This is a genomic window from uncultured Nostoc sp. (assembly GCF_964247315.1).
Classification (GTDB): Bacteria; Cyanobacteriota; Cyanobacteriia; order Cyanobacteriales; family Nostocaceae; genus Nostoc.
Genome location: NZ_CAXTTT010000049.1, coordinates 1 through 24,794, shown reverse-complemented (window position 1 = coordinate 24,794; position 24,794 = coordinate 1). Strand labels below are relative to the sequence as shown.

The window sequence follows — 24,794 nt, the reverse complement described above, 5'->3', positions numbered from 1 at the left end:
GCCACTCTTGTTCATTTTCTATCAAGTCGGCACTAATTCACCAGGACGCAATTTCGACCACTTACCTGTTTCCCGCTTAAAACTCAGACAACCAACAACATCCCATTCCATTTCAATCACGTCATCTTGAGTCCGAATGTTGACATTGATAGAAGGTTCATTCGGATCAAAATTTGGTGTTTCAGTCAAGTGAGGCTGTTGGTGCTGCCCTTCTACGGCATGATAGGTAACACAGCTGTCTACATAGTGGCAATTCACGCAAATACACATAATAGAACCAACTCCAGGGGCCTTTATTGTTAATCTAACTTAAGCCCAACTGTTATTCATGAGTTGCTGGGTTGATTTTTATTACAATGCATAAATCAATTCCTTCTACCCTCGCTCCCGATAATTGGCCTTTCAGCTTGGAATTCTTGCCACAACCAGCTTACATGGTAGGTGGCGCTGTCCGAGATGCGATCCTTGGCAGAACTCGCGAATATCTGGATCTAGATTTTGTTATACCATCCAAGGCGGTAAAGGTAGCGAGAGCGATCGCTCATCATTACAAAGCTGGTTTTGTGTTACTCGATGCAGAACGACAAATTGCGCGTGTGGTTTTTCCCCACGCCACGGCTGACTTTGCCCAACAGGAAGGAGATAGTTTAGAAGTTGATTTGCACAGACGAGACTTTACAGTAAATGCGATCGCCTATAATCCCCACACGCAAGAAATTATCGATCCTCTGCAAGGTTATGTAGACTTACAACAGGGCATTTTGCGAATGGTATCATCCGCGAACCTAGAAGATGACCCTTTGCGGTTAATGCGAGGTTATCGCCAAGCCGCCCAACTAGGTTTTACTATTGAACCAGCTACCCAAGCTGCAATTCGTTCTTTGGCATCATATCTTGGCAAAGTTGCAACCGAAAGAGTTAGGGTAGAAATTGGCTATCTACTCAGCAATTCTCAGGGTACTCCTTGGATAACAATGGCTTGGGAAGATGGTTTACTTGCCCCTTTTTTCAAAAATGCCACCCGTGAAAGCTTACTCAAATTAGCAGCAGTTGACACAGCCGCCGCTTTACTCACAGAAAAGTGGCAACAACTAGGGGTACAACTGCAAGAATATGTCCGCGATAGTATTAAAACTACTTGGCTAGGTATTGCCAAACTTGCTTGTCTCGTCAACCCAAATCCAGAATTAGCAGAAATAGAGTTACAGGAACTAACTTATAGTCGTGCCGAAATCCGAGGTGTAACTACTGCTCTGAAACTGTTACCGCAGTTTCAAGTAGTTGATATGTCGTTGCGAGAACAATACTTTTTGTTTCATGACGCAGATATTGTGTTCCCCGCTACGGCAGTGCTAGCTGTAGCAATTAATAATTTGGGAGAGGCAATATCTAGTGACAAGCCACTACACACAGCAGTGGAAAATAAAGCAATGAGCTACCAAGTCTTAGCACCTTTGATCGACCGCTACCTCAACCCTGATGATGCAATCGCTCATCCCACTCCACTAGTAAGCGGGAAGGAATTAATTATAGCATTAGATATTCCAGCTTCGCCAATCATCGGTCAACTGTTGACAGAAATTGCCGTAGCACAAGCTGAGGGGAAAGTTTCAACATCAACAGAGGCGATCGCTTATGCACGTCAGTTAATTGATGGTTAAATATACTTAATTAATTTATCGTAATGTAACAAACGCGATGCCTACGCAATTTTGGCACTTCTGGCTAAGGCTGGTAGATCTGCAACTTTAAGTACTTTATGCAACTTTAAGTACTTTAAGTATCCCCTACTTACCATAAAATACTGATCTTTATAGTCAATCCTGGCAATTCCATGCATCACTTATGCTAATATTTGCTTGATGTTATGACTGCTTTGCTATGTTATTTCCTAAAATTTAGCGCCGATGGATAACCGAATGAACTATACACTAACCTATTCATTTTTATGCCTGAGTTGGTCGTTCGTACATTGAATTAAACACATACTATAAACAAAGACTTTCAGGTTTTCCTGATGGATAGAGTTTTTATGCCCAGCTTTTCTTGGACAGGACTAACTGCTTATGAATGGACAGCCTTTAATTTTGGTTGTAGAACAGAGTTTACATGATTTAGAGCTACTTAATTCTCATCTAGGAATATTAAATTTTTCATGTATTTGTACCAAACAAGGGGTGAGGGCTGTGATGTTGGCACAAACTCATCAACCAGATTTAATCCTGCTAGATATGAAACTATCTAATTTGAGTGCGAACCAAGTCATTGACGATCTCAAACATGACTCAAAAACTGCTACCATTCCAATCATTGCAGTCACACCTCTAACAACGGTACAAGATGATCGCTCCACGATGCTCACAGCAGATGATTGCATTACTAAACCCTATGATTTTAATCAATTAGAAGTGGTAATCAGTCGCCACATCACTCAGCTAAATTCCTAACATTTATCTTGGGAATAGATTCAGGATTACGAACTTCAGATAATTCCTTGAGAATTACAACAATCCCAGAACGACCTGTTGTTAGATTTGTGTTTGTCATCAGGTAGAGGACAGGTTGACCAATAATTTCCTCAATCAAATTTTTTAAATCTGGTTTAATTATTTTCTCTAAATATAATCGTACTTGTTCGGCTAAAGTAGCATAACCTCCTTTTAGTAGAGTTTGTTCAGCTTGGGTAACAGAGTTTTCTATAGAAATTACGATTTCAGTATCAAAAAAATGACAAATGATTTGGCTAGGAGACTTTCCTAGTTTATCATTATATAAATTTTTAATTCGCTGTGATATTTCTATTTCTAATTGTCCTATAGTCTGTTGTATCATTAGTGCTACTATGTAATATTTATCTTTATAATCAAGGAATTGGAATATCCAACATTATAGTAAATGATTATAGAATAGCTAAGAAAATTAATTACTATTTTATATAAAGTTCCTGTATCAATGTGATGTATTTAGTATGTATTTATTTAAGAATCTTACCAAATTTGATGAAGTAAAATTTGGTAACTCACAATTTGTATACTGTTAGGTTAATAACTGGATTTCAACGTCATTTGTTCATGGCTAATTAGCTTAGACGTAGCCCACCGTAACTGTCTCTCACAATCCAATACTTAATTAGTCATGTTTATCCAAATAGTGATTAATGACATATACATATAGTACCACATCAGAATGTAATGTAAATTACAAAACTTTCTATACCTTGCGGTGCAGCTAGTAAGCAGATAAATTTAGGTTCTAATAAAGACTATGTTAGTCACTAAGACAATTTGTGAAAAACCAATACAACATATTTGGCATTAATTCTTAGAAGCTCATATCTTCCACTCTGGTAACACATTCTTTACGAGCAAAGCAACTGTGATTCTGCAATGTCAAAGCGCTTAGTAATTCCTGGTAAATACCGAACTGGCTCAACTGCTGCTTTGGTAATAACCAAATTACCGCCTGGTTTCATAATCTTGCCATCTACCTGCAAATAACCTTTGTTTGCTGCATCTTGCAGTTCTGGTATATTGATGTCGCCAAAGGGATGTGTTAGCTACCTCTAATCAGTTTTTATTTTTATGACTTTAAATATCTAGTGTGGCATTAGTCGTATTGTTGAACACAATCAATTATACAGAAAGTTCATAATTGGCAATTAATCACGGCTAATTTAAAGATGACTTTAAAAATGATTTAATCGATATATTTTGTGAGAAAGTTAATACAAAGGTATATTCACTGATCTCAAATTCATGGATTCTTTATTTATCAATTCCTTACTTGAAGAGTTGAAAAACCCGGATCCCGCAGTGCGCGACAACGCAACCAGAAAAATCTGGCGGATATGGTTTCAGCAAAAGGGAATCTATGGGCTGGAAATAATTGACCGCAGTCAAAAGTTACTGGATGCAGGTGAAATTGCTGAAGCTGAAACAGCGCTGACGGCATTAATTAAAGACCAGCCAGATTTCGCTGAAGCTTGGAATCGTCGAGCTTTCCTCTATTACAGTATTGGCGATTATCAAAAATCTCTGGCAGATTGTCAGATGGTTGTACAGATAAATCCAATACATTTTGGGGCGCTTCATGGTATGGGCTTATGTTATGCAGCAATAGGAGAGTATGGTCAAGCTATCCGAGCTTTTCAACGTGCTTTAGAAATTCAGCCCTATTCGCTAGTGAATCAAAAGTTGATTCTAGAATGTACATTTAGATTTAGCTACAACGGCAGATAGGAGAGAGCATCATACTGTTTTATGAATCCGTTATTATCCTCATCAACAACAATTCATTGCCTTAGTCACCATAGTTTTATTCAATAAGCTTCTATGTGAATTAATAGCAGCGTCATTGCTGCTTGTACTAACAGCAACCAACCGTCAACTAGCAATTCTCGGTTGAATAAAGTTAACTTTAGTACAAACTAGATAGCACAAGCAGAATGCGGTGGATTTTACTAAGCGATGTCTACGACAGGCTGCGCTTACGCCACTGGTATTTACAAAGACTGATGTAACTATCAAGGCGGAGTGGTCTCTAGCTTCTCAGTGGTACTCAATTGTTGATGGGGGTACGGTAGATTTCTTTATGATTTATAGCATCAATGCGTGAATGCCATAGCTACAGTTACAGCAATTTTCAAGAAAGACCCTTGTGTCTGATTGCACATCCCAACTCAGCAATTAAACTTCTTGCCGATCTTAAAGGCAAACCAATTTATGTCTCTGCTTCTGCTAAGATTATCTATTAACCTTTACTCAAAGCAAAGTATGGTTTTAGCGAAGATCAAAAAGTAATTTGTGAATAAAGAGATAGGCTATTAACCTTTTAGTTGTTAATAACTGAACTTGAACCCCGTAGAAATAGCGTTTTTTTGAAGCTATGTAACCCGAAGGCGGGGCGTCTTTGGCTTTGCTCTGTAATCCTCTGATTTGACCATTTTCACATTGAAGATGCGAATATTATCGCAGAATGCTACAGGGAATGAGTTTAAAAGATATTCCGTACAATCACTACTTTCTTTTAATATCATCCCTATTTGATGGAATAAATCATTCATCAGCATCGAGATTCCATGTAATCGTCGGTTAAAACGTGATTTTTCTAACATTGTAGAAATCAGATTGTGGTCTTTCATCTAGTTACAAGCCGCGCTCTGATTACCACTGAAAAATATTGCTGCAATCAGTGCCGTTGTTATAATTTTTGCATAAATCATCTCTGTGCGACCATCTTCATGATGCCCAATCGCTTTCAACAAGTCATCAGTGATAGCATAGATAGCAATTATTTCGTTTAACATCTTCCCGTCTGTTTTTGTTCCTGGAGGGGATTTTATTATACATATTAACCCCATACACCACCCCGAAGCGCTAGCGATCGCTTAACTAGCAGCTTGGGTTAATAGCCATAACTTTCTAGGCTTCGGTGCAAAAGATGGTAAAGCGATCATCGATAACGTCATGCTACTAGACCTAGAACTGATAGTCACTAAGCTCTGTAGAATAAGACTTCCGTCTCATTTTTTCTATGTAAATATGCTGCCAAGCAGTATCTTATTACTACCTTTTTATCTGATGGCTATCCTTTAGATTTACTTTATAAATAGCCTCTAAAACACAAAAAGCCCCGACTAAATTAGCCGAGGTAAAGTCGAGAAGTGAGATTAACGATGAGATACAGCGATACGAAATCAAAAAATCTTAGCTAACGCTAAAACCAACCAGAACTAAAGCGGTGACGATTAAAGTTGCAAAAAGACCCTGTAAAACGTATTTACGTTGTTCCCAAATTGCTGGGTACTCAGCGTAGTAAATCTTGGGTTCTGCTGCGTAGTTGTTGAGAATGCCGTCTTCGTTAGTGGTGGTGTACATAGTTTTTTCTCTTCTTTGTTTATTTATGTAACTGAATATAACAATTTCGTTACAAATCGTCAATAGTACTTGACAAAGAAAGACTGATGGTAAATATAAAGGTGACTTATCAGCGATCGCAGATTTTGGGGAAGCGGTTCTAGGTATTTTTTACCACTCTAGACAGAGGAAAAATAGCGATCGCATTGTCATAACGGGTAAAAAAATGGTGAATTAGAAAATGGAACTTGGAGAATTTATTTTTTAGGATTTCCTAAGTATCTAACCCAACTAGCATTAAGTCGGGCGGATGTTCAACATTAAACTGGTAATATATCTCTTGTCGTTCTTGGGCTGGAAGAGTTAACAGCCATTCTAAAATCCCCATTTCACCAAGTTGAATTTGTGGATTGCTGCGATTGAGACGTACTTTAATTTGCTCGTTGCGGCTAACTGGCAATTGTTCAGTTAGTTTCAGATTTACTTCTTTGTCGAGTAAGTTAGTAATTATCAACCGATAACTATAAGTAATCCGGCGCTGGTTGCTAATTAATCTTTTGTCTACTAGACGTTCAACTAAGTCCCGCTCAATTTTTAAACCTTCATCAATTCCTAAGTTCAGTTTGAATTCTTGCCCTGGTGCAATATTCCCTAATCCAGTAGTACCGACAAAAACGTTGTCGCGGAAAATATTCGCTTTGCCTGGTAACAAAGTCGCGCCGTTGGGATTATTTTTCACATTCGCTTGTAGATAAGCGAAGCTTACCAAGCGCGGCATTGCTACATAATCGAAGCTACAAGGATAATCATCATTGAAAATCGTAGTTTTATGGGGTGCGCCATCACTGGGAATATTACCACCAGCATTCAGTTTAAAGGTAACTACACTCCCTTCTTTAGATACTTCTGCTATAACAGTTTCTGCTGGGATGAGACTATCCTCTGCACCTTCCTCTTCTCCTTGCCAATCTGCTCTGGCAACAGAAGCAGGCGGTTCTGCTATGCTAGGCAGCAGTGGTGGCTGGGCAGCAAATCGAGCTCGTCGTTGTCGCGCTATTCGGGGAAGTGGGGTATCAATATACCAGGGTTCAAGTTTTGGTGGAAGTGTACCTAATCCCGGTTTAGCAGTAGAAAGGGTGAGATTTGCACCAACCCAATCTTCGCCACTGCTTTGAGTGATTTCTGCAAGGTAACTCAGATGCACAATATTGCTGGTAGTGCTAAAGCGCAAGTCATAAAGGGGATTCCAACTAGCGCGATTTACTATGTAAGACACCTCTAATTCAAATTTGCCTTCACCCGCGACTTCAACGGCTACAACTAAGCTAAAACTTTCTTTAGGATGGGGTGTTTGAATTATTTGCAATGAGGTGTGGAGTGCTTGCAGTTGTTTGTCTAATTCCTGCTGTTGGGTTTTGCACTCTCCAGATGCGATCGCATATTCACTATACTGGCTTCCGAGAAAGTTGAGGAAATCCAAAGTTTCGCTGAGGCTGAGATTTTTCCGAGACAAACTCTGTGCAAAGGGTTCTTCTGTTTTTTCACGTAAGCCGGCGATAAAACTAGATTGCAATGCTAAAGCGTCCACTTGGGCTTGCAAGTGGCGTTTTTCTGCTTCTAATTGCTGAATTTGCCTTGTCAAATGTGCGACTCGCTCCGCTACAGGTTCAGTAGTGTAGATGCGATCGCTACTAACTCCCACCAAGCGCACCCCTACCGTACCTGTACCGCTAACCCGAACAGACTCAGTTTCTAGAGTCATTGGCACTGGGGTAATTACTAATTCCTGTTCAATTCCTGTTAAATCAACTACACCCCGCCGTGTAACCAATGCTCTGTCAGAATACACGGTAACAGCTACAATCTCGCTTTGTACTGTTTTGCGCCAAGACGGTATTTCCGGGTTAACCACTGCCAGTTTTCCCCCATTTTTAATGATTATGCTGGTTAATTGTCAATGTTTACCGGTCTAACAGTCAACCCCTTTAGGGAATTCGTAATTCGTAATTAGGAATTATTTTAACCGTGAGTTGGTTAAAACGTACTATAAGCAGTATCAGCTTTTTGCTCGACAAAATTCTTTGCCGCAGCTAGTAGATACTCATAATAGGCACGAGCAACGATAGATAGCTGCTTGCCAGATGGGTAAACCATGTACCAATACCGCTGAATGGGGAAGTGTTGCACATCTAAAATGCTGAACTCTGAAGCGTCTGATAGTAAGGTATGACGAGATAAAACAGAAATTCCTAAACCACCTGCGATCGCTTGTTTAATTGCTTCATTACTTCCCAATTCTAGCTTGACTTTTACCGTCACCGCTTCTTCTTCAAATAGCTTTTGGACGGCGCGACGAGTTCCTGAACCTGGTTCCCGCATAATAAAAGGTTGGTTAGACAGACGTTGTATAGGAATATTTTTTTCTTTGGATAAAGGATGATTAGTCGGTGCAAAGACTATTAAAGGATTTTCTAGAAATGGTTCACAAGTCACATCTATATTGTCTGGAATTTGACTCATAATATATAAGTCATCCAGATTCTGACTCATCCGTTCCAAAATTTGTTCGTGATTTGTAACTTGCAGCGAGATATCAATCCCTGGATAAAGTTCGCAAAATGGCCCTAACAAACGTGGGATAAAATATTTTGCTGTTGTAATCACTGCCAAACGTAATTGTCCTTGTTTTAGCCCTTTTAAATCTGCTACCTTCATTTCATACTGGGCTATATTGTGAAAAATCTGCCGACAAGTAGCAAATAATTCCCGTCCTGCCTCCGTCAGATACAATCGCTTCCCCACTTGCTCAAATAATGGCAAACCTACCGATTTGGTAAGTTGCTTGATCTGCATAGAAACGGTAGGTTGGGTGAGAAACAATTCCTCAGCAGCACGAGTAAAGCTACTGTGCCGTGCCGCCGCCTCGAACACCTTTAACTGGTGCAGCGTCGCTTGGTTCAAGGGTGATTCTCCTATATATAGCGATTAATAGATATAAAACTAGTATTGCTGAATACTGGCAAATGATATAGTGATGCTCACAGAAAGTTACGAGGTTTATCATAGATAAAACTCTATACCTTCTATTGGAATAAAGGTATTTTATTTATGGATTGAAAAAGCTATTATTCAGAATAGCTTAAGCGTAAGATGCCTTCCATCTAAACGATGAATGTTGAATAATGATTTCTCAAAATTCATCTATCATCATTCATCATTCCATAATTCTTCTTGAACTTTTGTAGGTAGCTTGGTTAAGTCTGGTAATCTTAGTACCTCAAGTTCCGCAACTTGTTCTTTAATATTCACTGGCAAGTTTAAAGGTTCGCGTTCTTCTATCCAGCAGCTTGCTAGTGGCAAGGTTAACTCCATTTCGTCCAGCGGTCGGGGAATTACCATCACTGCATTCAATTCCCCAATGCGTTCTGCTTCAAACATTCCCGCTTCCACTGCTACCGCCACATTTGCTACGGAACCCCGAATAATCGCTGTACACAAACCCCCACCAATTTTTTCATAAGCTGCTAAATGAACATCAGCAGCTTTGAGCATGGCATCACACGCTCCTACCATCGCGGGAAATCCTCGCGTTTCTACCAAACCAATTGCTTGGTTACTCAGACGGCTGGAATTGCCCTCTTGCATTAATTTAGTGAAACGAGTTGTGATGGGAAGCACTATATCTAGGTTGGGATAAGGTCGGGGAATCACCAAACTAGAAACCAACTGACCAAACTGTTCAGCCGTTTGCACACCTGATTCTACCGCCAGACGCACATCAGCAATTCCACCCCGGATGATCGCAGTACAATGACCGCCACCAATTTTTTCATACCCAACGAGGTGAACTCCCGCCGATTTCAGCATCATATCTGCTGTACCAACGATCGCCGGAAAGCTGCGGGTAGAAACTAAACCCAAAGCAGTATCCTGAAAGGTTTCTTGATTACTCACTCCCTGAATGGTGCGAATAGACTGTTGATTATATGTTTCCATGATCAATTCTCCAAAATACGGAAAAAGCCGACAACTTACAATTAACACTTACTCGGACTAATCGTCAGAGTTTGGGTCGCTCAAGGATTGTCTATGAGGAAACAGTGTAGTCAACAGTCTGTTTATGCTTCCTTGTCCATAAATTTGAGTCCCAAAACCGTTAGGGGATTCTGCGGCTGGCTGACTGGGGTCTGAGTTCTGTTCTGTAGACGGTTGGGCGGCTTTTGCCAAAGTGGAGTCAGCATAATTCGTTGGTTCCTCCACAGGAGGAGGCTGACTTTCTGGAGTCGCGGGAGATTTAAAATAAGAAATCGACTTGTTTTGTTTGAAATCTACAAAAGCCGAAGCTGAGAAATTAGTTGAGGAAATTTCCTTTTCTTTAACTCCACCTGAGCGATTTTCCTCTTCCTTCAGTGATGGTGCATTTGTAGTAGAAGTTGAGTTATTTGTAGATGGTTCTGGCTGCTTTATCGGGGCTATCTGCCGACTGGTGTCTCCTAAAATTGAACCAGGCGCTACTACTTGTCCAGGTTCTACCGAATAGTTAAAAACTGTAGTCGCAGAACCAATACAAGCATTTGCGCCAATTTTGCCCTTGCCAATCATCAAAAAACCTGCTCCCAGGTTTGCACCTGCTTCTACCTCTAGGGTGCCTTCATGGACTTGGAGAATTGCTCCCATGCCAATACAGACCCCTGGACCAATGACGATCTTGCTGTTTACAGCCGCTTGGAGGATCACCCCAGGTGCAAGTACCGCGCTTGGATGAATAGTCACCTCACCACTAATGTAAGTATCAAAGTTATTGCTGAGGCGCAGTAGCGGCACAGACATGGAAATTTTAACCTCGAAAGCCGGATGTAGTTCTGAGTGGTGAGTGGTGAGCGCTGAGTGCTGAATAATTAGTATGTTTCAAAATCTGAGTTTACAGTTGATATGACTGATGTCTTTAAAGTGTTAACTCAGCACTCAGCACTTTTAACTCAGCACTGCTATGGTCTTTGAATGATCGTTTCTAATACGCGACGCTTGGCTTTGGGGTCAACACCAATTAAGCGCACATATTCCCCTTGGTATTCGCCGAGTTGTCTTTCTACGGCTGCGATCGCTTCTCTTTCTGAGGAGGCTTGAATCTGACCAGTACTAGTCCAGGAACCTGTACGGAATCGCCGTTGATCTACGTGTTCAATGCTAATTTTTGAGCCGCTAGCCAATAATTGCCGGAGTTGGTCTACAACTTCACTACTCAAGCGGGTACTGGTAGCTGTTGCTGTAGCAGTAGTATAAGATGCACTGCTAGTAAATGATTTCTGACTACCAGAGGAGGCTATTTGATCGTTTGGACGTTGGATAATAGTCTCTAATACCCGCCGTTTGGCTTTAGGATCGATACCAATTAAGCGTACATATTCCCCTTCGTATTCGCCAAGATGTGCTTCTATGGCTGCGATCGCTTCTCTTTCTGAGGAGGCTTGAATTTGACCGGTACTAGTCCAGGAACCTGTACGGAAGCGGCGCTCATCTACGTGTTCGAGGCTAATTTTAGACCCGCCAGCCAATAAGTGCCGAAGTTGGTCTACTACTTCAGAACTCAAGTGGTTACTACTAGCTGTTCCCGTACCAGAGAATGCTGCACTACTAGTAAATGATTTGTGACCATCAGAGGAAGCTACTTGACCGTTTGGACGTTGGATAATGGTCTCTAATACCCGCCGTTTGGCTTTGGTGTCAATGCCGATTAAACGTACATACTCGCCTTGATGACTTGCTATACATTCTTCCAAAGCGGAGATGACTTGATTTGTAGAAGTTGCTTCAATTGGCTTGCAACTAGTCCAGGAACCAGTGCGGAAACGACGCTCATCTACGTGTTCCATGCCAATTTTGTAACCACCTGCCAAGAGTTGGCGAATTTGCTCTAGAGTTTCGCCATTGACTTTGCCACTGCTAGAACCGTTACCATTACTACTGTAGCTGCTGTAACTGCTATTACCACGACTAGCTGGCGCTTTAAAGCTGGTAGCTGGTTTTGGATCATCATCGGGACGTTGGATGATGGCTTCTAACACGCGCCGTCTACCTTTATCAATCCCAAATAGTCGGACATACTCGCCGCTATGCTCTTGTAGACAGCCTTCTAATGCTGCGATCGCTTCATCGAGCGATCTTGTTTCGATTGGTTGACAACTAGTCCAAGAACCTGTGCGGAAACGTCTTTGGTCTACATGTTCCGTACCAATTTTATACCCTTGCCCCAATAGATACCGCAACTGATCTATTGTTTCTGCACCCAAGCTATTGCTCGACACTTCACTACTCCTTTCCAACTCTAAAACAGTAATACCATTACCTGTATAAGATTTAGCGTTCTCATCCCGAATGGGTGCTATACATTTAGTATCCGCAGCACAGAGATAACCAGCTCGTAATGCCTGATTAATTCCAACCACATGATGAGCAAATTCTTTATCCTGATCTTGCACATCTGGCAAACGGTCAGCTTGCTGCTGGCTGGTAATTATCGCTCCCGAAGGTACATACTTACCAGAGGGAATCTCTACGTCTTGAATCAAAGCGTGCATCATCACGATGCAACCTGCACCCACCCTGGCATTAAACACCGTAGAGCGAAAGCCAATGAAGGAATTATCACCTACATAAGCTGGCCCGTGAATTAGAGCCATGTGGGTAATGCAAGTGTTTTTACCAATCCATACCGAGTATTTATTTTGGTCATCACCAATTACTCGGCCTTGCTCCAACCCATGAATGACAACACCATCTTGAATATTGGTGTTTTCACCCAGATAAAAAGGTGTGCCTTCATCCGCTCTAATCGTAGTCCCCGGAGCAACGATTACATTTGCACCTATTCGTACATCCCCAATTACATTGGAGAATGAATGTACAAAGGCAGTTTCATGGACTTTGGGTTCAGCTAAATTCCTTGACCACGGGGTTGGGGGTGCCGCCGTGCTGCGGACTGCCATCGCAAGATTCCTCCTGTATTGTCATTTGTCAGTTGTCATTTGTCATTTGTCATTTGTCATTTGTCGAGAGCTAATGACTAATGACTAATGATCAATGACTAAATGACCAATGACTACCGATATTGATCTTTTTTGCTGTAAATGAGGCGATCTTCAACGTGAATGGTATCTATAATCGCCACTACTACTGCATCTAATGGACGTTGTTCATTTCCAAGCACTTGACGAGCAGCACTGCCACGACTGACAAGTACCCACTCATCTACTCCTGCTCCCACACTATCTGCTGCTACCTCATATTGTGGCAGGATGTTTCCGTCTTCATCCACTAATTGTAACAACAGTAGTTTTACACCTCTAAGACTTGGATCTTTTTGGGTGCTAACTACTGTGCCGCGAACTTTGGCAACTTGCATTACAAATTACGGTCTTCTACCAAAAGGACGAATTGCATTCACATTTTCCCGGAATTGCTCTACATCTTCGGTATAACGAATTGGGAGAACGTATTCTAAGTTTTCGTGAGGACGAGCAATGATATGAGTAGACAAAACTTGTCCACCATTGACTCGTTTTACAGATTCAACTCCTGCGGCCACAGAAGCTTGCACTTCCGAAACGTCACCCCGAACAATTACCGTCACCCGACCACTACCGATTTTTTCATAACCTACTAAAGTGACGCGGGCAGCTTTCACCATCGCATCAGCAGCTTCTACGACTGCTGGAAAGCCTAACGTTTCAACCATTCCCACTGCAATTGACATTAGTTTTAATCCCTATTTCAAAGTTTTTAGTCTTGGACAAAAGTGATGCTCAATCAGATAAAGAGCTTTAATTACTTTGTTTAAACAGCTTTTAAGTACGGAATTGTTCGACCGCTTCTGTGTAACGTATCGGCAAGACGTATTCCAGGTTTTCGTGAGGACGAGCAATGATGTGAGTGGATAACACTTCACCACCAAAGACTCTTTTTGCCGCTTCAACTCCAGCTGCTACAGAAGCTTGCACTTCCGATACATCTCCCCTAACTATCACGGTGACGCGAGCGCTACCAATTTTTTCATACCCTACTAAGGTGACACGGGCGGCTTTCACCATCGCATCAGCAGCTTCCACCACTGCTGGAAAGCCCTTCGTTTCAATCATTCCAACTGCAATTGGCATCGCAGAACTCCTACAAAATTAATGCAATCTGTACTGTCGTTTGAATTTTTTGACGGGGAGAGCCTGATCTTATAGCTAAGAAAACACTTCCAAATTAAGCATAGGAAATCTTGGCGTTCCTAGCAATATAAATTACTATAATAGTTTATGATAAGAAAGTTTTAAAAAACTTAACAAAAGTTTATCTAGGCTTCTGAGCAATTAAAGTTTACTGATTCCTTGAGCAGCCACTTATGCTTTATAATTTCTTTATCACATTTACAAAACGACATTCATAACCAAGGCTAATCCTATCGGACGAGGGGTAAGCAGCGGCTGTATGCTTTGCTGTATCTATCTTTAGTTAAATATTGCTAAGTGTAGAAGGACTAGGTGAAACACATATAAATTTTTCAAATATATCGTATAAATTACTTTGGTTAAAGTAGAAATACAAATGTAAAAAGGTCGGTGATATTAAGGCAAGTAAATGCTTTTGCTTATGTAAAGTTATATTTTACTTATATTTAATAGAGTAGCGTTAGGGAAAAGTACTTCTGAAAGTGTAGTTAAAATAATAGTAAAAAAACATCGATATCTTGATAAATTAATTTTATTAAATATAAGATTGTTCGGAATTTTTTAAAAATCAAGGCTGAGTCATCAAGGGAAATTTAAATGGATCAATTTCTATTTTCAACAAGTTGGTTTGTGCCTTTGTATAGCTTATCAGGCGCAATTTTGACATTGCCGTGGGGAATAGGAATAATTAAGCGAACAGGGCCAAGACCTGCGGCATACCTCAACTTGTTGATGACCGTTTTAGCTTTTTTCCATAGCCTGCTTGTATTTAAGAATATCTGGGATAAAGAACCAGTAAACTTACTAATCAATTGGTTCAAAGCAGCAGATTTAGACTTATCTTTTTCCTTGGAACTGTCTCCAGTCAGCATTGGGGCAACAGTTTTAATTACAGGGTTAAGCTTACTGGCACAAGTTTACGCTCTGGGTTACATGGAAAAGGACTGGTCGTTGGCACGTTTTTTTGCGCTGCTGGGATTTTTTGAAGCAGCGCTGAGTGGTCTAGCAATCAGTGATTCTTTGTTTCTCAGCTATGCCCTTTTAGAAGTCCTGACGCTTTCGACTTACTTGCTGGTGGGGTTCTGGTATGCTCAACCACTAGTAGTAACGGCGGCGCGAGATGCGTTTTGGACTAAACGTGTAGGAGACTTGTTGCTGCTGATGGCTGTAGTGACACTTTCTACCTTAGCTGGGAGTTTGAACTTTTCGGATTTATATGAGTGGGCGCAAACAGCTAATTTAAGCCCAATGACATCGACGTTACTAGGGTTGGCGTTAATTGCTGGGCCTGCTGGTAAATGTGCTCAATTTCCACTGCACTTGTGGTTAGATGAAGCAATGGAAGGGCCCAACCCCGCCTCGGTAATGCGGAACTCGCTGGTAGTAGCTGGTGGTGCTTATTTACTGTATAGATTTCAACCATTATTAGCCCTATCGCCAGTTGCCTTGAATGCCTTGGTAGTCATGGGTACAGTGACAGCAATTGGGGCGACATTAGTCTCCATAGCTCAGATTGACATTAAGCGATCGCTATCTCATTCTACCAGTGCATACATGGGGTTAGTGTTTTTGGCGGTGGGGTTACAGCAAGGGGGTGTAGCCTTGATGTTGCTGTTAGCTCATGCGATCGCCAAAGCATTATTATTCATGAGTTCAGGTTCAGTCATCTTGACTACCCAAAGTCAAGACTTAACAGAAATGGGCGGTTTGTGGTCGCGGATGCCAGCCACTACCACAGCCTTTGTGGTCGGTTCAGCCGGGATGGTGACACTGCTACCACTAGGAAGTTTCTGGGCAATGCTAGCGTGGGCTGACGGTTTCGTGAGTATTAGCCCTTGGGTAATTGGGGTTTTACTATTAGTCAATGGTTTGACAGCATTGAATTTGACGAGAGTATTTAGATTAGTCTTCTGGGGTAAACCGCAACAAAAGACCCGTCGCACCCCAGAAGTTGGTTGGCAGATGGCCTTGCCAATGGTGTTTCTGACAGTGCTGACTCTGCTTCTACCTCTGATGCTACAGCAATGGTACTTACTACCAGATTGGGAAAGTATTAATTGGTATGTAGCCTTAGCGTTGTTTGGGTCTACAGTGGTGGGCGTAGGTTTAGGGTGTACAGTTTATCTACACAAAGCTTGGTCCAGATCCAGAATCTTGGCGTGGAGATTTCTGCAAGACCTGTTAGGTTATGATTTTTATATTGACCGAGTTTATCTTGTAACCGTAGTAAGTGTAGTAGCACTGCTATCTAAAATTTCTGCTTGGAGCGATCGCTACTTGGTTGACGGTTTAGTAAACTTGGTTGGGTTTGCGACCATTTTCGGCGGACAAACCTTAAAGTACAGCATTTCTGGGCAATCTCAGGGTTATATGTTGACCATCCTAGCAGTTGTCAGCGTCCTGGGTTTTTTCATCAGTTGGTCATTGGGTTTACTAGATAAATTGCCTTTTTAAGAGTGCTGAGTGCTGAGTTAAGGAGTTAAAAATTTATTATTTTCTCCCTGCTACCCTGCTCCCCTGTTCCCCTTACCTAAAGTCTATGCTTAGTGTTTTAATTCTAGTGCCGTTAATCGGCGCAGCTTTAATTGGTTTTTCGCCTTCTGGCATCAGTGGGAAATTCGCCCGTGGGGTGGCTTTGGTCTTTGCCAGTATCGCTTTCTTGTGGACAATCCTATTAGTAACTCAGTTCCATCCCGGAGAAATTACTCAACAGTTTGCTGAGTCTCTCCCTTGGGTAGATGCTTTAGGGTTGAACTATAACCTTGGGATAGATGGTTTATCTTTGCCGTTGCTGGTTTTAAATGGATTGTTAACTTGTATTGCGATTTACAGCAGCGATGAATCCCTACAGCGTCCTAAATTTTATTACTGTTTGATACTATTATTAAGCACTGGGGTGACAGGAGCCTTTCTAGCACAGGATTTACTGTTATTTTTCCTGTTTTACGAATTGGAACTAATTCCGCTGTATTTGCTGATAGCCATTTGGGGTGGTGCGAAGCGGGGTTATGCAGCGACTAAATTTCTCATTTATACAGCCGTTTCAGGAATCCTGATTTTAGCAAGTTTCCTCGGCATGGTTTGGCTGAGTGGTTCCTCTAACTTTGCACTAGCAACCTTGAACACGACAACTTTACCTCTAGCAACACAGCTATTACTGCTAGCGGGAATTTTGGTAGGTTTTGGGATTAAAATTCCCTTAGTTCCCTTTCATACTTGGTTGCCAGATGCTCACGTTGAAGCTTCCACACCGATTTCCGTGCTATTGGCTGGGGTGCTATTGAAGTTAGGAACTTACGGTTTGCTGCGCTTTGGCATGAACTTGTTACCAGAAGCTTGGAGTTATCTAGCTCCTTGGTTGGCAACTTGGGCAGTAGTAAGTGTGCTGTATGGTTCATCCTGCGCGATCGCCCAAAGTGATATGAAAAAAATGGTAGCATACAGCTCCATTGGACACATGGGTTACGTGCTTTTAGCGGCGGCAGCGGCCACGCCTTTGAGTGTATTGGGTGCTGTGATGCAAATGATTAGCCACGGCTTGATTTCTGCAATGCTGTTTTTGTTGGTAGGGGTTGTGTATAAAAAAGCCGGAAGCCGTGATTTAGCAATTATTCAAGGATTACTGAACCCAGAACGGGGTATGCCAGTAATCGGTAGCTTGATGATTGTCGGAGTTATGGCCAGCGCAGGTATACCGGGAATGCTAGGGTTTATTTCCGAATTTGTAGTTTATCGAGGAAGTTTTCCAGTTTTTCCAGTGCAAACTCTGTTATGTATGCTTGGTACTGGTTTAACAGCAGTTTATTTCCTAATACTCGTCAACCGCGCCTTTTTTGGACGTCTATCTGCATCAGTTACCAACTTACCACGTGTGTATTGGAGCGATCGCATCCCACCTGCAATTTTAGCTATGCTGATTGTGATTTTCGGCATTCAACCTGGTTGGTTAGTGCGCTGGACTGAACCAACAATTACAGCAATGGTGAATACCCAAAACGTAGTATTAGCAGTGTCTTTGGATAAAGCAATGGGGAATGGGGAGTAAGGAATGGGGAGTAGGGAATGGGGAAAAGTTTTCCTAATGCCCAATGCCCAATGCCCAATGCCCAATGCCCCAATCCCTAAACTTTTTGGAGAGATGGCAATGGTAACTATTAAAAAAAAAGCTACTCGCAATCCCTTAGCTGAGTATATTGAACGTCTACAAAAAGGAGATGCATTACTCCCCGATAGTCCTGAGAATGTGCTGGAAGTTGTTGGTATTCTTAAAAGCTATGGGGTAGTTTTAGATGCCTATTCAAAAAATCTTAACTATATTGCCGAGCATCAGTTTTTAGTATTTTTCCCATTTTTTAAATACTTTAATGGACAAGTTTCTTTTCAGAAATTACTCCGTCACTGGTGGCATGACCGAATTAATTTTGAATATGCCGAATACTGCATGAAAGGTATGATGTGGCACGGTGGCGGCGGACTAGATACGTATTTAGATACACAAGAATTTCAAGAAAGAGCGCAAGCCGTTATCGCCGCAAAATTTAAAAATAATCCCTTGATTCTGGGTATTAACCAACTGTTTCCAGATTTCTTAACAGAACAGTTGCGCGTCTCTGCTTACTACACCGGTTTAGGTCAATTCTGGCGAGTCATGGCTGATATGTTCCTCAACTTATCAGACCGCTATGACCAAGGCGAAATTAAATCGATTCCTCAAGTTGTAGACCATATTAAAGCAGGGTTAGTGGCAAATGCATCAAACCCAATTACCTACGCTGTCAAAATTCGAGGTAAGGTCTATGAAATAATTCCTAAAAGCGTTGGTTTGACCTTCTTAGCAGATACAGCAATACCTTATGTAGAAGCAGTATTCTTCCGAGGAACTCCTTTCCACGGTACTGTTTCATACAACGCCCAAGGATATCAAATTCCCCCAGATCAAAGTCGATTTCAATATGGTGCATTGTATGCCGATCCTTTACCCATCGGTGGTGCAGGTATTCCTCCTACCTTGTTGATGCAAGATATGCGTCATTATCTTCCAGAATATTTGCACGAAATTTATCGTTGCAGTCTTCGGGGTGAAGATGATTTGCGAGTCCAAATTTGCATGAGTTTTCAAAAATCAATGTTTTGCGTGACGACAGCAACGATTTTGGGACTGATGCCTTATCCTTTAGATACTAAAGATCCAAATGAGGAAAAAGGTAATCGAGTTTATTTAGAGAAGTGGATGAGTCGGTTACAAACTTCGCGGTTGCTGGATGTGAATAAATGACAGATGATTCGAGCATTACTTACGAGGCATTCAAGCAATTCGAGCGCGACAAATTTTCTCTTGTAGCTCAAGAATACGATCGCGCGATCGCTGTTGTGACTTCTCAGGTAGATGAAGCCATACTGGATGCCGTGGGAGCTAAGTCTGGTATTCGATTGTTAGACGTGGCTTGCGGAACTGGGTGGCTTAGTGCCGCAGCGCTAAAGCGGCAAGCTATAGTCACAGGATTAGACTTTGCAGAGAATATGGTGGCCATTGCCAGAGTGCGATGTCCTCAAGGGTCATTCCATCATGGGGACGCTGAAAACCTAACTTTCGAGTCGGGCCAGTTTGAGGCGGTGGTTTGTAGCTTGGGTATCCTCCATTTCCCAAACCCAGAAAAAGCGATCGCTGAATCCTTTCGCGTACTCAAACCGGGAGGGCGCTACGCTTTCACCTGCTGGACACCGCCAACACGCAATCCATTTATGGCTCTGATATTGGGTTCGGTGCAGACTTATGGCAGCATGGATGTAAACTTACCTTCTGGGCCACCCCTGTTTCGCTTTGGCGACCCTACTGAATGCGAAATGGTTTTGAGCGCCGAGGGATTCACTCAGGTATCTGTCACCGAACTGCCCATCAAGTGGACTTTCTCTACACCTGAAGATGTGATGCCAAAGATTATTGTAAGTTCGGTGCGTCTGGGGTCGATATTGGCAATGCAAAGCGATGAGCAACGGCGTAATATTGAAAACGCAATTATCGAGGAAGCCTCAAAGTATGTTACAGAAAATGGTGTAGAAATTCCCGCTTCTGTGATGCTGGCTGTAGGTTACAAAGCATAAGCTAGAAAAACTTTTTTGAGATTGCTTGAATCCGATGAATTTAGTAATTTTTGAAGTGTTTTTCCATGACAAAATTTATCAGCTTTTGCCCTCTACGCTCTACTTCTTGCTTTTTAATAACAATAAATCCCTGACTCTCAAAAAAAGGTTTAGCTGTAATACTGGCTTCTGTAAATAACTTTTCCACCCCTAAAGAGTTTGCTTTTAATTCAATCTGTTCTAAAATTTTTTTACCAACACCTTTCCTTTGAAAATCATAATGACAATAGAAACGATCGATATGACCATTAGCCTCTAATTCTCCAAAACCAATAATTTTCTTTTGTTCTTCTGCTACATAAGTAAACTTACTTCCTAAACTTTTAATCCAAACTTCAATATCCATATTTGCTGGTGCCCAAGCATCTACTTGTTCTTGTGTGTAATCGTGAATATTCACTTCATGAATAGTGTCGTAGAACAATTTCATAATTTCTTCAGTATCAGCTATTTCGTATATTCTTAATCTCATAAAGAAGATAATTAATCACAAATAACTTTACTATAAATATTAGCCAATTAGGTTACAAACTTCGCGGTTGATAAGCTGTTGTGCTTTTAATTTGCACTTTGAAGCAGAAGAGGGGCTTCAGGTGCAGAGGAGAGGGTTTGCAGGTTTTACCTAAAAGATGATAATGCAACTTGTAGGCGCGACAGCTTAGATGTGAATAAGTAGTTGATTTTTGATCAATATTATGCTTCTGGCTCAATGCCGAGCGATCGCAATTGAGCAGTCAAGCGATCGGCTCTTTCCTCGCCAGTCAACAACAAATTACCTTGCAAATCCCACCAGCGTAGCCAAGGTAATTCCATGTTGTGATATTCTCCTTGCCAGAGACCTAACTCAACTCCTAAAGGATGTATGGGATAATGTCCCCGTTCATTTGCAGTTAATAACTGATATTGTCCACCAATTAATTCATAAACTTCCACACTGGCTTTATTCATTTCATAAATGCCGTAGAAGGGAGGACGAATCACCTGCTCATAAATCCAAAATTTTCCCTTCCAAGGAGTTTTGTCTCGCTCCTCACTACCATCGCCAGAGACAAATTCTAATGCAATTAATGGGGCAATAAACTCTCGCCAGAGTACATAAGACCTGCGCGTTTGCCCATTTAGAGTAGGTGGTACATTCCCTACATAAAACCAGTCGGGAGCTTCTGCGCCTTTTTCTGGGGGGTCAGTTATCCGCCAGTAGATACCGCTATCTTGACCAATACAGTATTGCCCATCAGGATGACGTTTTTGTAATATCGGTTTAATCGAGTCGGTTAGGAGAATGCTTTGAGGATGTTCCTGAAAGTTTTTCCCGCCAGTTCGCACAACGGGGGGAACCCCCGCAAGCGACTGGCTTACAAATGTACCGTCAGACTCAGGAAGTTGTGTATGGTCTGGGAACGGGGTGAGGGCGGTGGATGGATCGGTTGCAGAGGTCATAAGACTACCTTTGCAGGAGTAAGGGTTGTTTTTTAGTTTAGCAGTGGAAGGGGAGATGGGGCGATCGCTTACTACTCGCCAACTAATGCCAGTGCTTGATTGATCACACGGTCAGAAAGATACATTCCTGATGACCGTAAATTCTCTACAATTGGTCGTGCCGTTGTTATTTTGCCACGTTGCTTTGCTGTCAAAACTATACCTAGTGTTCCTCGCACAGGAATCCCCAGTACTGCTGCACATCTACGAGCCGCAAGATCATCCATAATTGCTTCTGTACCAGGGTGTGTATATGCCCAAGTCAAAACAGATGATTCGCCTTTACCTAAATCCCAAGATTGGATAATCTCAGGTGTTGGAGGTGCTTCCACAACTGTTAACCAGTTTGTTTGTGAAAGTGCTGTAACAGTCGGGTCTTCTGTGCCTCTGTGCTGAATTTCAACAGCTACCGTTGATGGAACTAAAACTTCTTCACCCAATAACTGCAACAAATCTAGGAAACTACTTCTAGACAAAAATATGAGAGGTGAAGCATTAATTACAGGTGGTTCAGCCACGTTCTAATTCCCGTTGTAAGTCATCAAAATCAACAATGAAGGCATCGATTTGTTCGCGGGATAGAGCCAAGAGAAAATCTGTTCTATCTAAATCGGCGATATTAGCTGCTTTCTCTTGGGAAATTTCACCGCGTCCATACCAGTGTATCGCCGCAGCCAAACGCAATTCACGGACAAACTCATTAGGTGACAGGCGCAGGGCAGAGAATATTTCTTCGGGTAGCTCTAAGGTGACAGTAGTCATAAAAGTTATGCAGTGTGAAAGCCTATTCTAGACTTCACTTTAGCAATTTTACGCTGTGGGAGAAAAGAGCGTAGGCATAGCGCGTCGTAGACATCGCTCTCTTTCTCAAAGCTAACTTAGGTTGTCAAGATTCAATTGTGTGAAAATTAATACAAATATTTTGGGAGTTGCAAAGATGGCTTGGGCAGCAGGTAATCAATTGCAAGGTGGCAAATATACTATTGAAAAAGAATTGGGAAGGGGGCGGTTTGGTATTACTTATTTGGTAAGAAACAGGAATAGCGATCGCCAAGTCATTAAAACCTTAAATGACGATTTACTAAATTCCCTGAACCAGTTGGAACGCGGACGACTGGAAACAATGTTTTGGCAAGAAGCGGTCAAACTTACTCAATGTAAACACAAACATATTGTGCAGGTTGCAGAACCGTTCAAAGAAGGAGAACACTGGTGTTTAGTAATGGAGTATGTGGATGGTGTGAGTTTAGCTGACCGTCGCCAACAAATACTTTTTGAATCAGAGGCTTTACGCTATATTCAACAAATTGGAGAAGCGCTGATCGAAGTACATAAAAATCGGTTGATTCATCGGGATGTGCATCCAGGAAATATCTTTTTACGAGTACGAGAAGGACAGCCGGAAGCGGTGCTAATAGATTTTGGTTTAGCTCTCGATTTCGACCATATCTTAACCACAAGTAGAACTAAGGAAACTTCTGAAGGATTTACACCGCCTGAGCTTTATGCTCAACATACTAAACCAACTGGAGCATATAGCGATATTTATTCTCTAGCAGCAACTCTCTATGTGCTTTTGACTGGAAAAACACCAGTCAGTGCGCTCAAACGTAAAGCGGACAATGCTCCTTTAGTGGAACCGAAAAAACATAATCCTCAGATTAGCGATCGCACAAACCGCGCAATTTTAACAGGTATGAAGCTAGATCCTAAAGGGCGATCGCAGTCAATGCGAGAATGGCTCGATTCTTTGGGACTGACTGGGGAAACTCCTATACCTGCGTCAATACCCTCTAAACCTAACTCAAATTGGGATAAAAAAATTCAGTTTTGGGGAGTGGTGATAGCGGCGATCGCAGCTTTAGGAGGCTTACTTGCAGGGGTGGGTGCTGTGATGGATAAATTAAAATCCCCTACATCTAATAGTCCATCATCAGTATCTCCTAGTCCGTCATCTAGCAAAACACCGTAGAATTAGCTAAACTCTCATTAAAACGCTGGCATTAAAGTAATTTTTTACTTAGAGGTATTCATGCCCTGGATAGCAGAACAACGATTACATGGTGGCAAATATGTAATTGATAAAGTCCTTGGACAAGGGGGATTTGGGATTACTTATAAGGCATTGCATGTTGAGCTAAACCGGACAGTTGTCATCAAGACACCCAATGAGTATCTCAGCCATGACCCAGAATATGACAAGTATATAGACCGATTTATCCAAGAAGGGCGAACACTAGTATACTTGTCTCAAGACCCTCATCCTCACATTGTGGGAGTGATTGACTTGTTTCAGGAAGGTGCTATCCACTGCTTGGTGATGGATTTTGTACCGGGAGAAAATTTGTTTGAGGCAGTAAAACGTAGAGGGGCGTTACCAGAAGCAGAGATTGTACCCTGTATCCGCCAGATTGGGGAAGCTTTAGTGGTGGTGCATCAGGCAGGTTTAGTACATCGTGATGCTCATCCCGGAAATATCATGTTGCGGAGTAATGGCAAAGCGGTTTTGATTGACTTTGGCATTGCTAAAGAACTCGTGCCTAAAACTTTGAGTTCAAAGGGTATTGCAGGTAATGAGGGATTTGCGCCCTATGAGCAGATGAGCAGAGGTAGTCGAGATCCAACGGTCGATGTTTACTGTCTAGTTGCCACACTCTATTATGGGGTGACAGGTCAACGCCCTACAACTTCTCTGGCTCGCAAGCTAGACAATACTTTCCTGATTCCACCTAAACAAATTAATCCAAGCATCAGCGATCAATTAAATCAAGCAATTCTCAAGGGCATGGCGCTGGAGGCAAAAGACCGCCCTCAGTCGATGCAGGCATGGTTGAATATGCTAGAAGCACCAAAAGCAACGCCTCCACCGTCTGTTGCTTCAGTCCATAAAAAAGAAGTTGTTCGTTCCAAAGCCAAGCTATTAGAGCCAATTCCAAGTAAACCAAGTACTAAATCATCTAGACTTATTCCCTGGGGCTGGTTGATTGGTGTATTATTAAGCTACCTATTGATAGGCTACTTGTTAGCAGTGTCTAACGCTCCGTACATAATTTTGGCTGTGGCTGTGGCTGTGGCTGGGGCTTGGGCTGTGGCTGTGGCTGGGGCT

Annotated in this window: 24 protein-coding genes and 3 pseudogenes; 9 read left to right on the top strand and 18 right to left on the bottom strand. The window is 41.9% G+C overall.

What is annotated here, in order from left to right; all coding sequences use genetic code 11:
• Positions 1 to 21: 21 nt before the first annotated feature.
• Positions 22 to 270 carry a Ycf34 family protein gene (locus ACFE93_RS16140; protein ID WP_292726771.1) on the bottom strand — a complete coding sequence of 83 codons (249 nt, stop codon included), beginning with the start codon at positions 268 to 270 and terminating at the stop codon, positions 22 to 24.
• An 86-nt stretch (positions 271 to 356) separates the two neighbouring features.
• On the opposite strand from ACFE93_RS16140, the gene ACFE93_RS16135 reads away from it, so the two are divergent.
• Complete coding sequence (locus ACFE93_RS16135) at positions 357 to 1,661, top strand: CCA tRNA nucleotidyltransferase (RefSeq protein ID WP_375474245.1); 1,305 nt, start codon at positions 357 to 359, stop codon at positions 1,659 to 1,661.
• Between the two features lie 405 nt (positions 1,662 to 2,066).
• Positions 2,067 to 2,447: a PleD family two-component system response regulator gene (locus ACFE93_RS16130; protein WP_375474244.1), complete on the top strand. Its 381-nt coding sequence runs from the start codon at positions 2,067 to 2,069 to the stop codon at positions 2,445 to 2,447.
• Here ACFE93_RS16130 and ACFE93_RS16125 read toward each other — a convergent pair.
• Positions 2,428 to 2,832 (bottom strand): DUF2294 domain-containing protein, encoded by a 405-nt coding sequence (locus tag ACFE93_RS16125; RefSeq protein WP_375474243.1) that lies wholly within the window; start codon positions 2,830 to 2,832, stop codon positions 2,428 to 2,430. The genes ACFE93_RS16130 and ACFE93_RS16125 overlap by 20 nt on opposite strands.
• 538 nt (positions 2,833 to 3,370) lie before the next feature.
• Positions 3,371 to 3,535, bottom strand: a pseudogene (locus ACFE93_RS16120) (hypothetical protein); the annotation flags it as partial.
• A gap of 220 nt (positions 3,536 to 3,755) precedes the next feature.
• Between ACFE93_RS16120 and ACFE93_RS16115 the strand changes: the two are divergent.
• Entirely contained in the window at positions 3,756 to 4,238 is a 483-nt protein-coding gene (locus ACFE93_RS16115) for a tetratricopeptide repeat protein (RefSeq protein WP_375474242.1), read from the top strand.
• Positions 4,239 to 5,140: 902 nt separating this feature from the next.
• Here ACFE93_RS16115 and ACFE93_RS16110 read toward each other — a convergent pair.
• The 11 genes and pseudogenes from ACFE93_RS16110 to ACFE93_RS16060 all read right to left on the bottom strand — a co-directional run bounded on the left by ACFE93_RS16110 (position 5,141) and on the right by ACFE93_RS16060 (position 14,008).
• Positions 5,141 to 5,305, bottom strand: a complete 165-nt coding sequence (locus tag ACFE93_RS16110; protein WP_375474241.1) for a hypothetical protein — start codon at positions 5,303 to 5,305, stop codon at positions 5,141 to 5,143.
• Positions 5,306 to 5,705: 400 nt separating this feature from the next.
• The gene (psb34, locus tag ACFE93_RS16105; RefSeq protein ID WP_375474240.1) at positions 5,706 to 5,876 is read right to left on the bottom strand and encodes a photosystem II assembly protein Psb34; all 171 of its coding nucleotides are present in this window, start codon (positions 5,874 to 5,876) and stop codon (positions 5,706 to 5,708) included.
• A 253-nt stretch (positions 5,877 to 6,129) separates the two neighbouring features.
• A complete protein-coding gene (locus ACFE93_RS16100) occupies positions 6,130 to 7,767 on the bottom strand; it encodes a mucoidy inhibitor MuiA family protein (RefSeq protein ID WP_375474239.1) in 1,638 nt (545 codons plus the stop codon).
• Between the two features lie 122 nt (positions 7,768 to 7,889).
• The gene (locus ACFE93_RS16095; RefSeq protein ID WP_104904702.1) at positions 7,890 to 8,816 is read right to left on the bottom strand and encodes a LysR family transcriptional regulator; all 927 of its coding nucleotides are present in this window, start codon (positions 8,814 to 8,816) and stop codon (positions 7,890 to 7,892) included.
• Positions 8,817 to 9,062: 246 nt separating this feature from the next.
• A complete protein-coding gene (locus ACFE93_RS16090) occupies positions 9,063 to 9,851 on the bottom strand; it encodes a BMC domain-containing protein (RefSeq protein WP_375474238.1) in 789 nt (262 codons plus the stop codon).
• Positions 9,852 to 9,908: 57 nt separating this feature from the next.
• Positions 9,909 to 10,685, bottom strand: coding sequence for a transferase (locus ACFE93_RS16085; RefSeq protein ID WP_375474237.1), 777 nt, complete (start codon positions 10,683 to 10,685; stop codon positions 9,909 to 9,911).
• 158 nt (positions 10,686 to 10,843) lie between these two features.
• A pseudogene (locus ACFE93_RS16080) lies at positions 10,844 to 11,089 on the bottom strand (ribulose bisphosphate carboxylase small subunit); the annotation flags it as partial.
• A 102-nt stretch (positions 11,090 to 11,191) separates the two neighbouring features.
• Positions 11,192 to 12,841, bottom strand: a pseudogene (locus ACFE93_RS16075) (ribulose bisphosphate carboxylase small subunit); the annotation flags it as partial.
• A 113-nt stretch (positions 12,842 to 12,954) separates the two neighbouring features.
• Positions 12,955 to 13,257, bottom strand: coding sequence for a EutN/CcmL family microcompartment protein (locus tag ACFE93_RS16070; protein WP_229460483.1), 303 nt, complete (start codon positions 13,255 to 13,257; stop codon positions 12,955 to 12,957).
• A 6-nt stretch (positions 13,258 to 13,263) separates the two neighbouring features.
• Entirely contained in the window at positions 13,264 to 13,608 is a 345-nt protein-coding gene (locus ACFE93_RS16065) for a carbon dioxide-concentrating mechanism protein CcmK (protein WP_010995041.1), read from the bottom strand.
• 91 nt (positions 13,609 to 13,699) lie between these two features.
• On the bottom strand, positions 13,700 to 14,008 hold the full coding sequence (locus tag ACFE93_RS16060) for a carbon dioxide-concentrating mechanism protein CcmK (RefSeq protein WP_012410633.1): 309 nt from the start codon (positions 14,006 to 14,008) through the stop codon (positions 13,700 to 13,702).
• A 657-nt stretch (positions 14,009 to 14,665) separates the two neighbouring features.
• Here ACFE93_RS16060 and ACFE93_RS16055 point away from each other — a divergent pair.
• The 4 genes from ACFE93_RS16055 to ACFE93_RS16040 all read left to right on the top strand — a co-directional run bounded on the left by ACFE93_RS16055 (position 14,666) and on the right by ACFE93_RS16040 (position 20,170).
• Entirely contained in the window at positions 14,666 to 16,522 is a 1,857-nt protein-coding gene (locus ACFE93_RS16055) for an NAD(P)H-quinone oxidoreductase subunit F (RefSeq protein WP_375474236.1), read from the top strand.
• A gap of 85 nt (positions 16,523 to 16,607) precedes the next feature.
• Positions 16,608 to 18,113: an NADH-quinone oxidoreductase subunit M gene (locus ACFE93_RS16050; RefSeq protein WP_375474235.1), complete on the top strand. Its 1,506-nt coding sequence runs from the start codon at positions 16,608 to 16,610 to the stop codon at positions 18,111 to 18,113.
• Positions 18,114 to 18,212: 99 nt separating this feature from the next.
• Positions 18,213 to 19,343: a CO2 hydration protein gene (locus ACFE93_RS16045; RefSeq protein ID WP_375474234.1), complete on the top strand. Its 1,131-nt coding sequence runs from the start codon at positions 18,213 to 18,215 to the stop codon at positions 19,341 to 19,343.
• On the top strand, positions 19,340 to 20,170 hold the full coding sequence (locus tag ACFE93_RS16040) for a class I SAM-dependent methyltransferase (RefSeq protein WP_375474233.1): 831 nt from the start codon (positions 19,340 to 19,342) through the stop codon (positions 20,168 to 20,170). Before ACFE93_RS16045 ends, ACFE93_RS16040 begins: the two co-directional genes overlap by 4 nt.
• A gap of 40 nt (positions 20,171 to 20,210) precedes the next feature.
• Here ACFE93_RS16040 and ACFE93_RS16035 read toward each other — a convergent pair whose 3' ends face one another.
• The 4 genes from ACFE93_RS16035 to ACFE93_RS16020 all read right to left on the bottom strand — a co-directional run bounded on the left by ACFE93_RS16035 (position 20,211) and on the right by ACFE93_RS16020 (position 22,450).
• On the bottom strand, positions 20,211 to 20,681 hold the full coding sequence (locus ACFE93_RS16035; RefSeq protein ID WP_375474232.1) for a GNAT family N-acetyltransferase: 471 nt from the start codon (positions 20,679 to 20,681) through the stop codon (positions 20,211 to 20,213).
• 221 nt (positions 20,682 to 20,902) lie between these two features.
• Complete coding sequence (locus ACFE93_RS16030; protein ID WP_375474231.1) at positions 20,903 to 21,649, bottom strand: Uma2 family endonuclease; 747 nt, start codon at positions 21,647 to 21,649, stop codon at positions 20,903 to 20,905.
• 71 nt (positions 21,650 to 21,720) lie between these two features.
• Positions 21,721 to 22,206, bottom strand: coding sequence for a DUF3368 domain-containing protein (locus ACFE93_RS16025; RefSeq protein ID WP_375474230.1), 486 nt, complete (start codon positions 22,204 to 22,206; stop codon positions 21,721 to 21,723).
• Positions 22,199 to 22,450 (bottom strand): UPF0175 family protein, encoded by a 252-nt coding sequence (locus ACFE93_RS16020; RefSeq protein WP_163930595.1) that lies wholly within the window; start codon positions 22,448 to 22,450, stop codon positions 22,199 to 22,201. Before ACFE93_RS16020 ends, ACFE93_RS16025 begins: the two co-directional genes overlap by 8 nt.
• A 175-nt stretch (positions 22,451 to 22,625) precedes the next feature.
• On the opposite strand from ACFE93_RS16020, the gene ACFE93_RS16015 reads away from it, so the two are divergent.
• Positions 22,626 to 23,660, top strand: coding sequence for a serine/threonine protein kinase (locus tag ACFE93_RS16015; protein ID WP_375474260.1), 1,035 nt, complete (start codon positions 22,626 to 22,628; stop codon positions 23,658 to 23,660).
• 60 nt (positions 23,661 to 23,720) lie between these two features.
• The coding region (locus tag ACFE93_RS16010; RefSeq protein ID WP_375474229.1) for a serine/threonine protein kinase at positions 23,721 to 24,794 on the top strand (1,074 nt) is incomplete at its 3' end.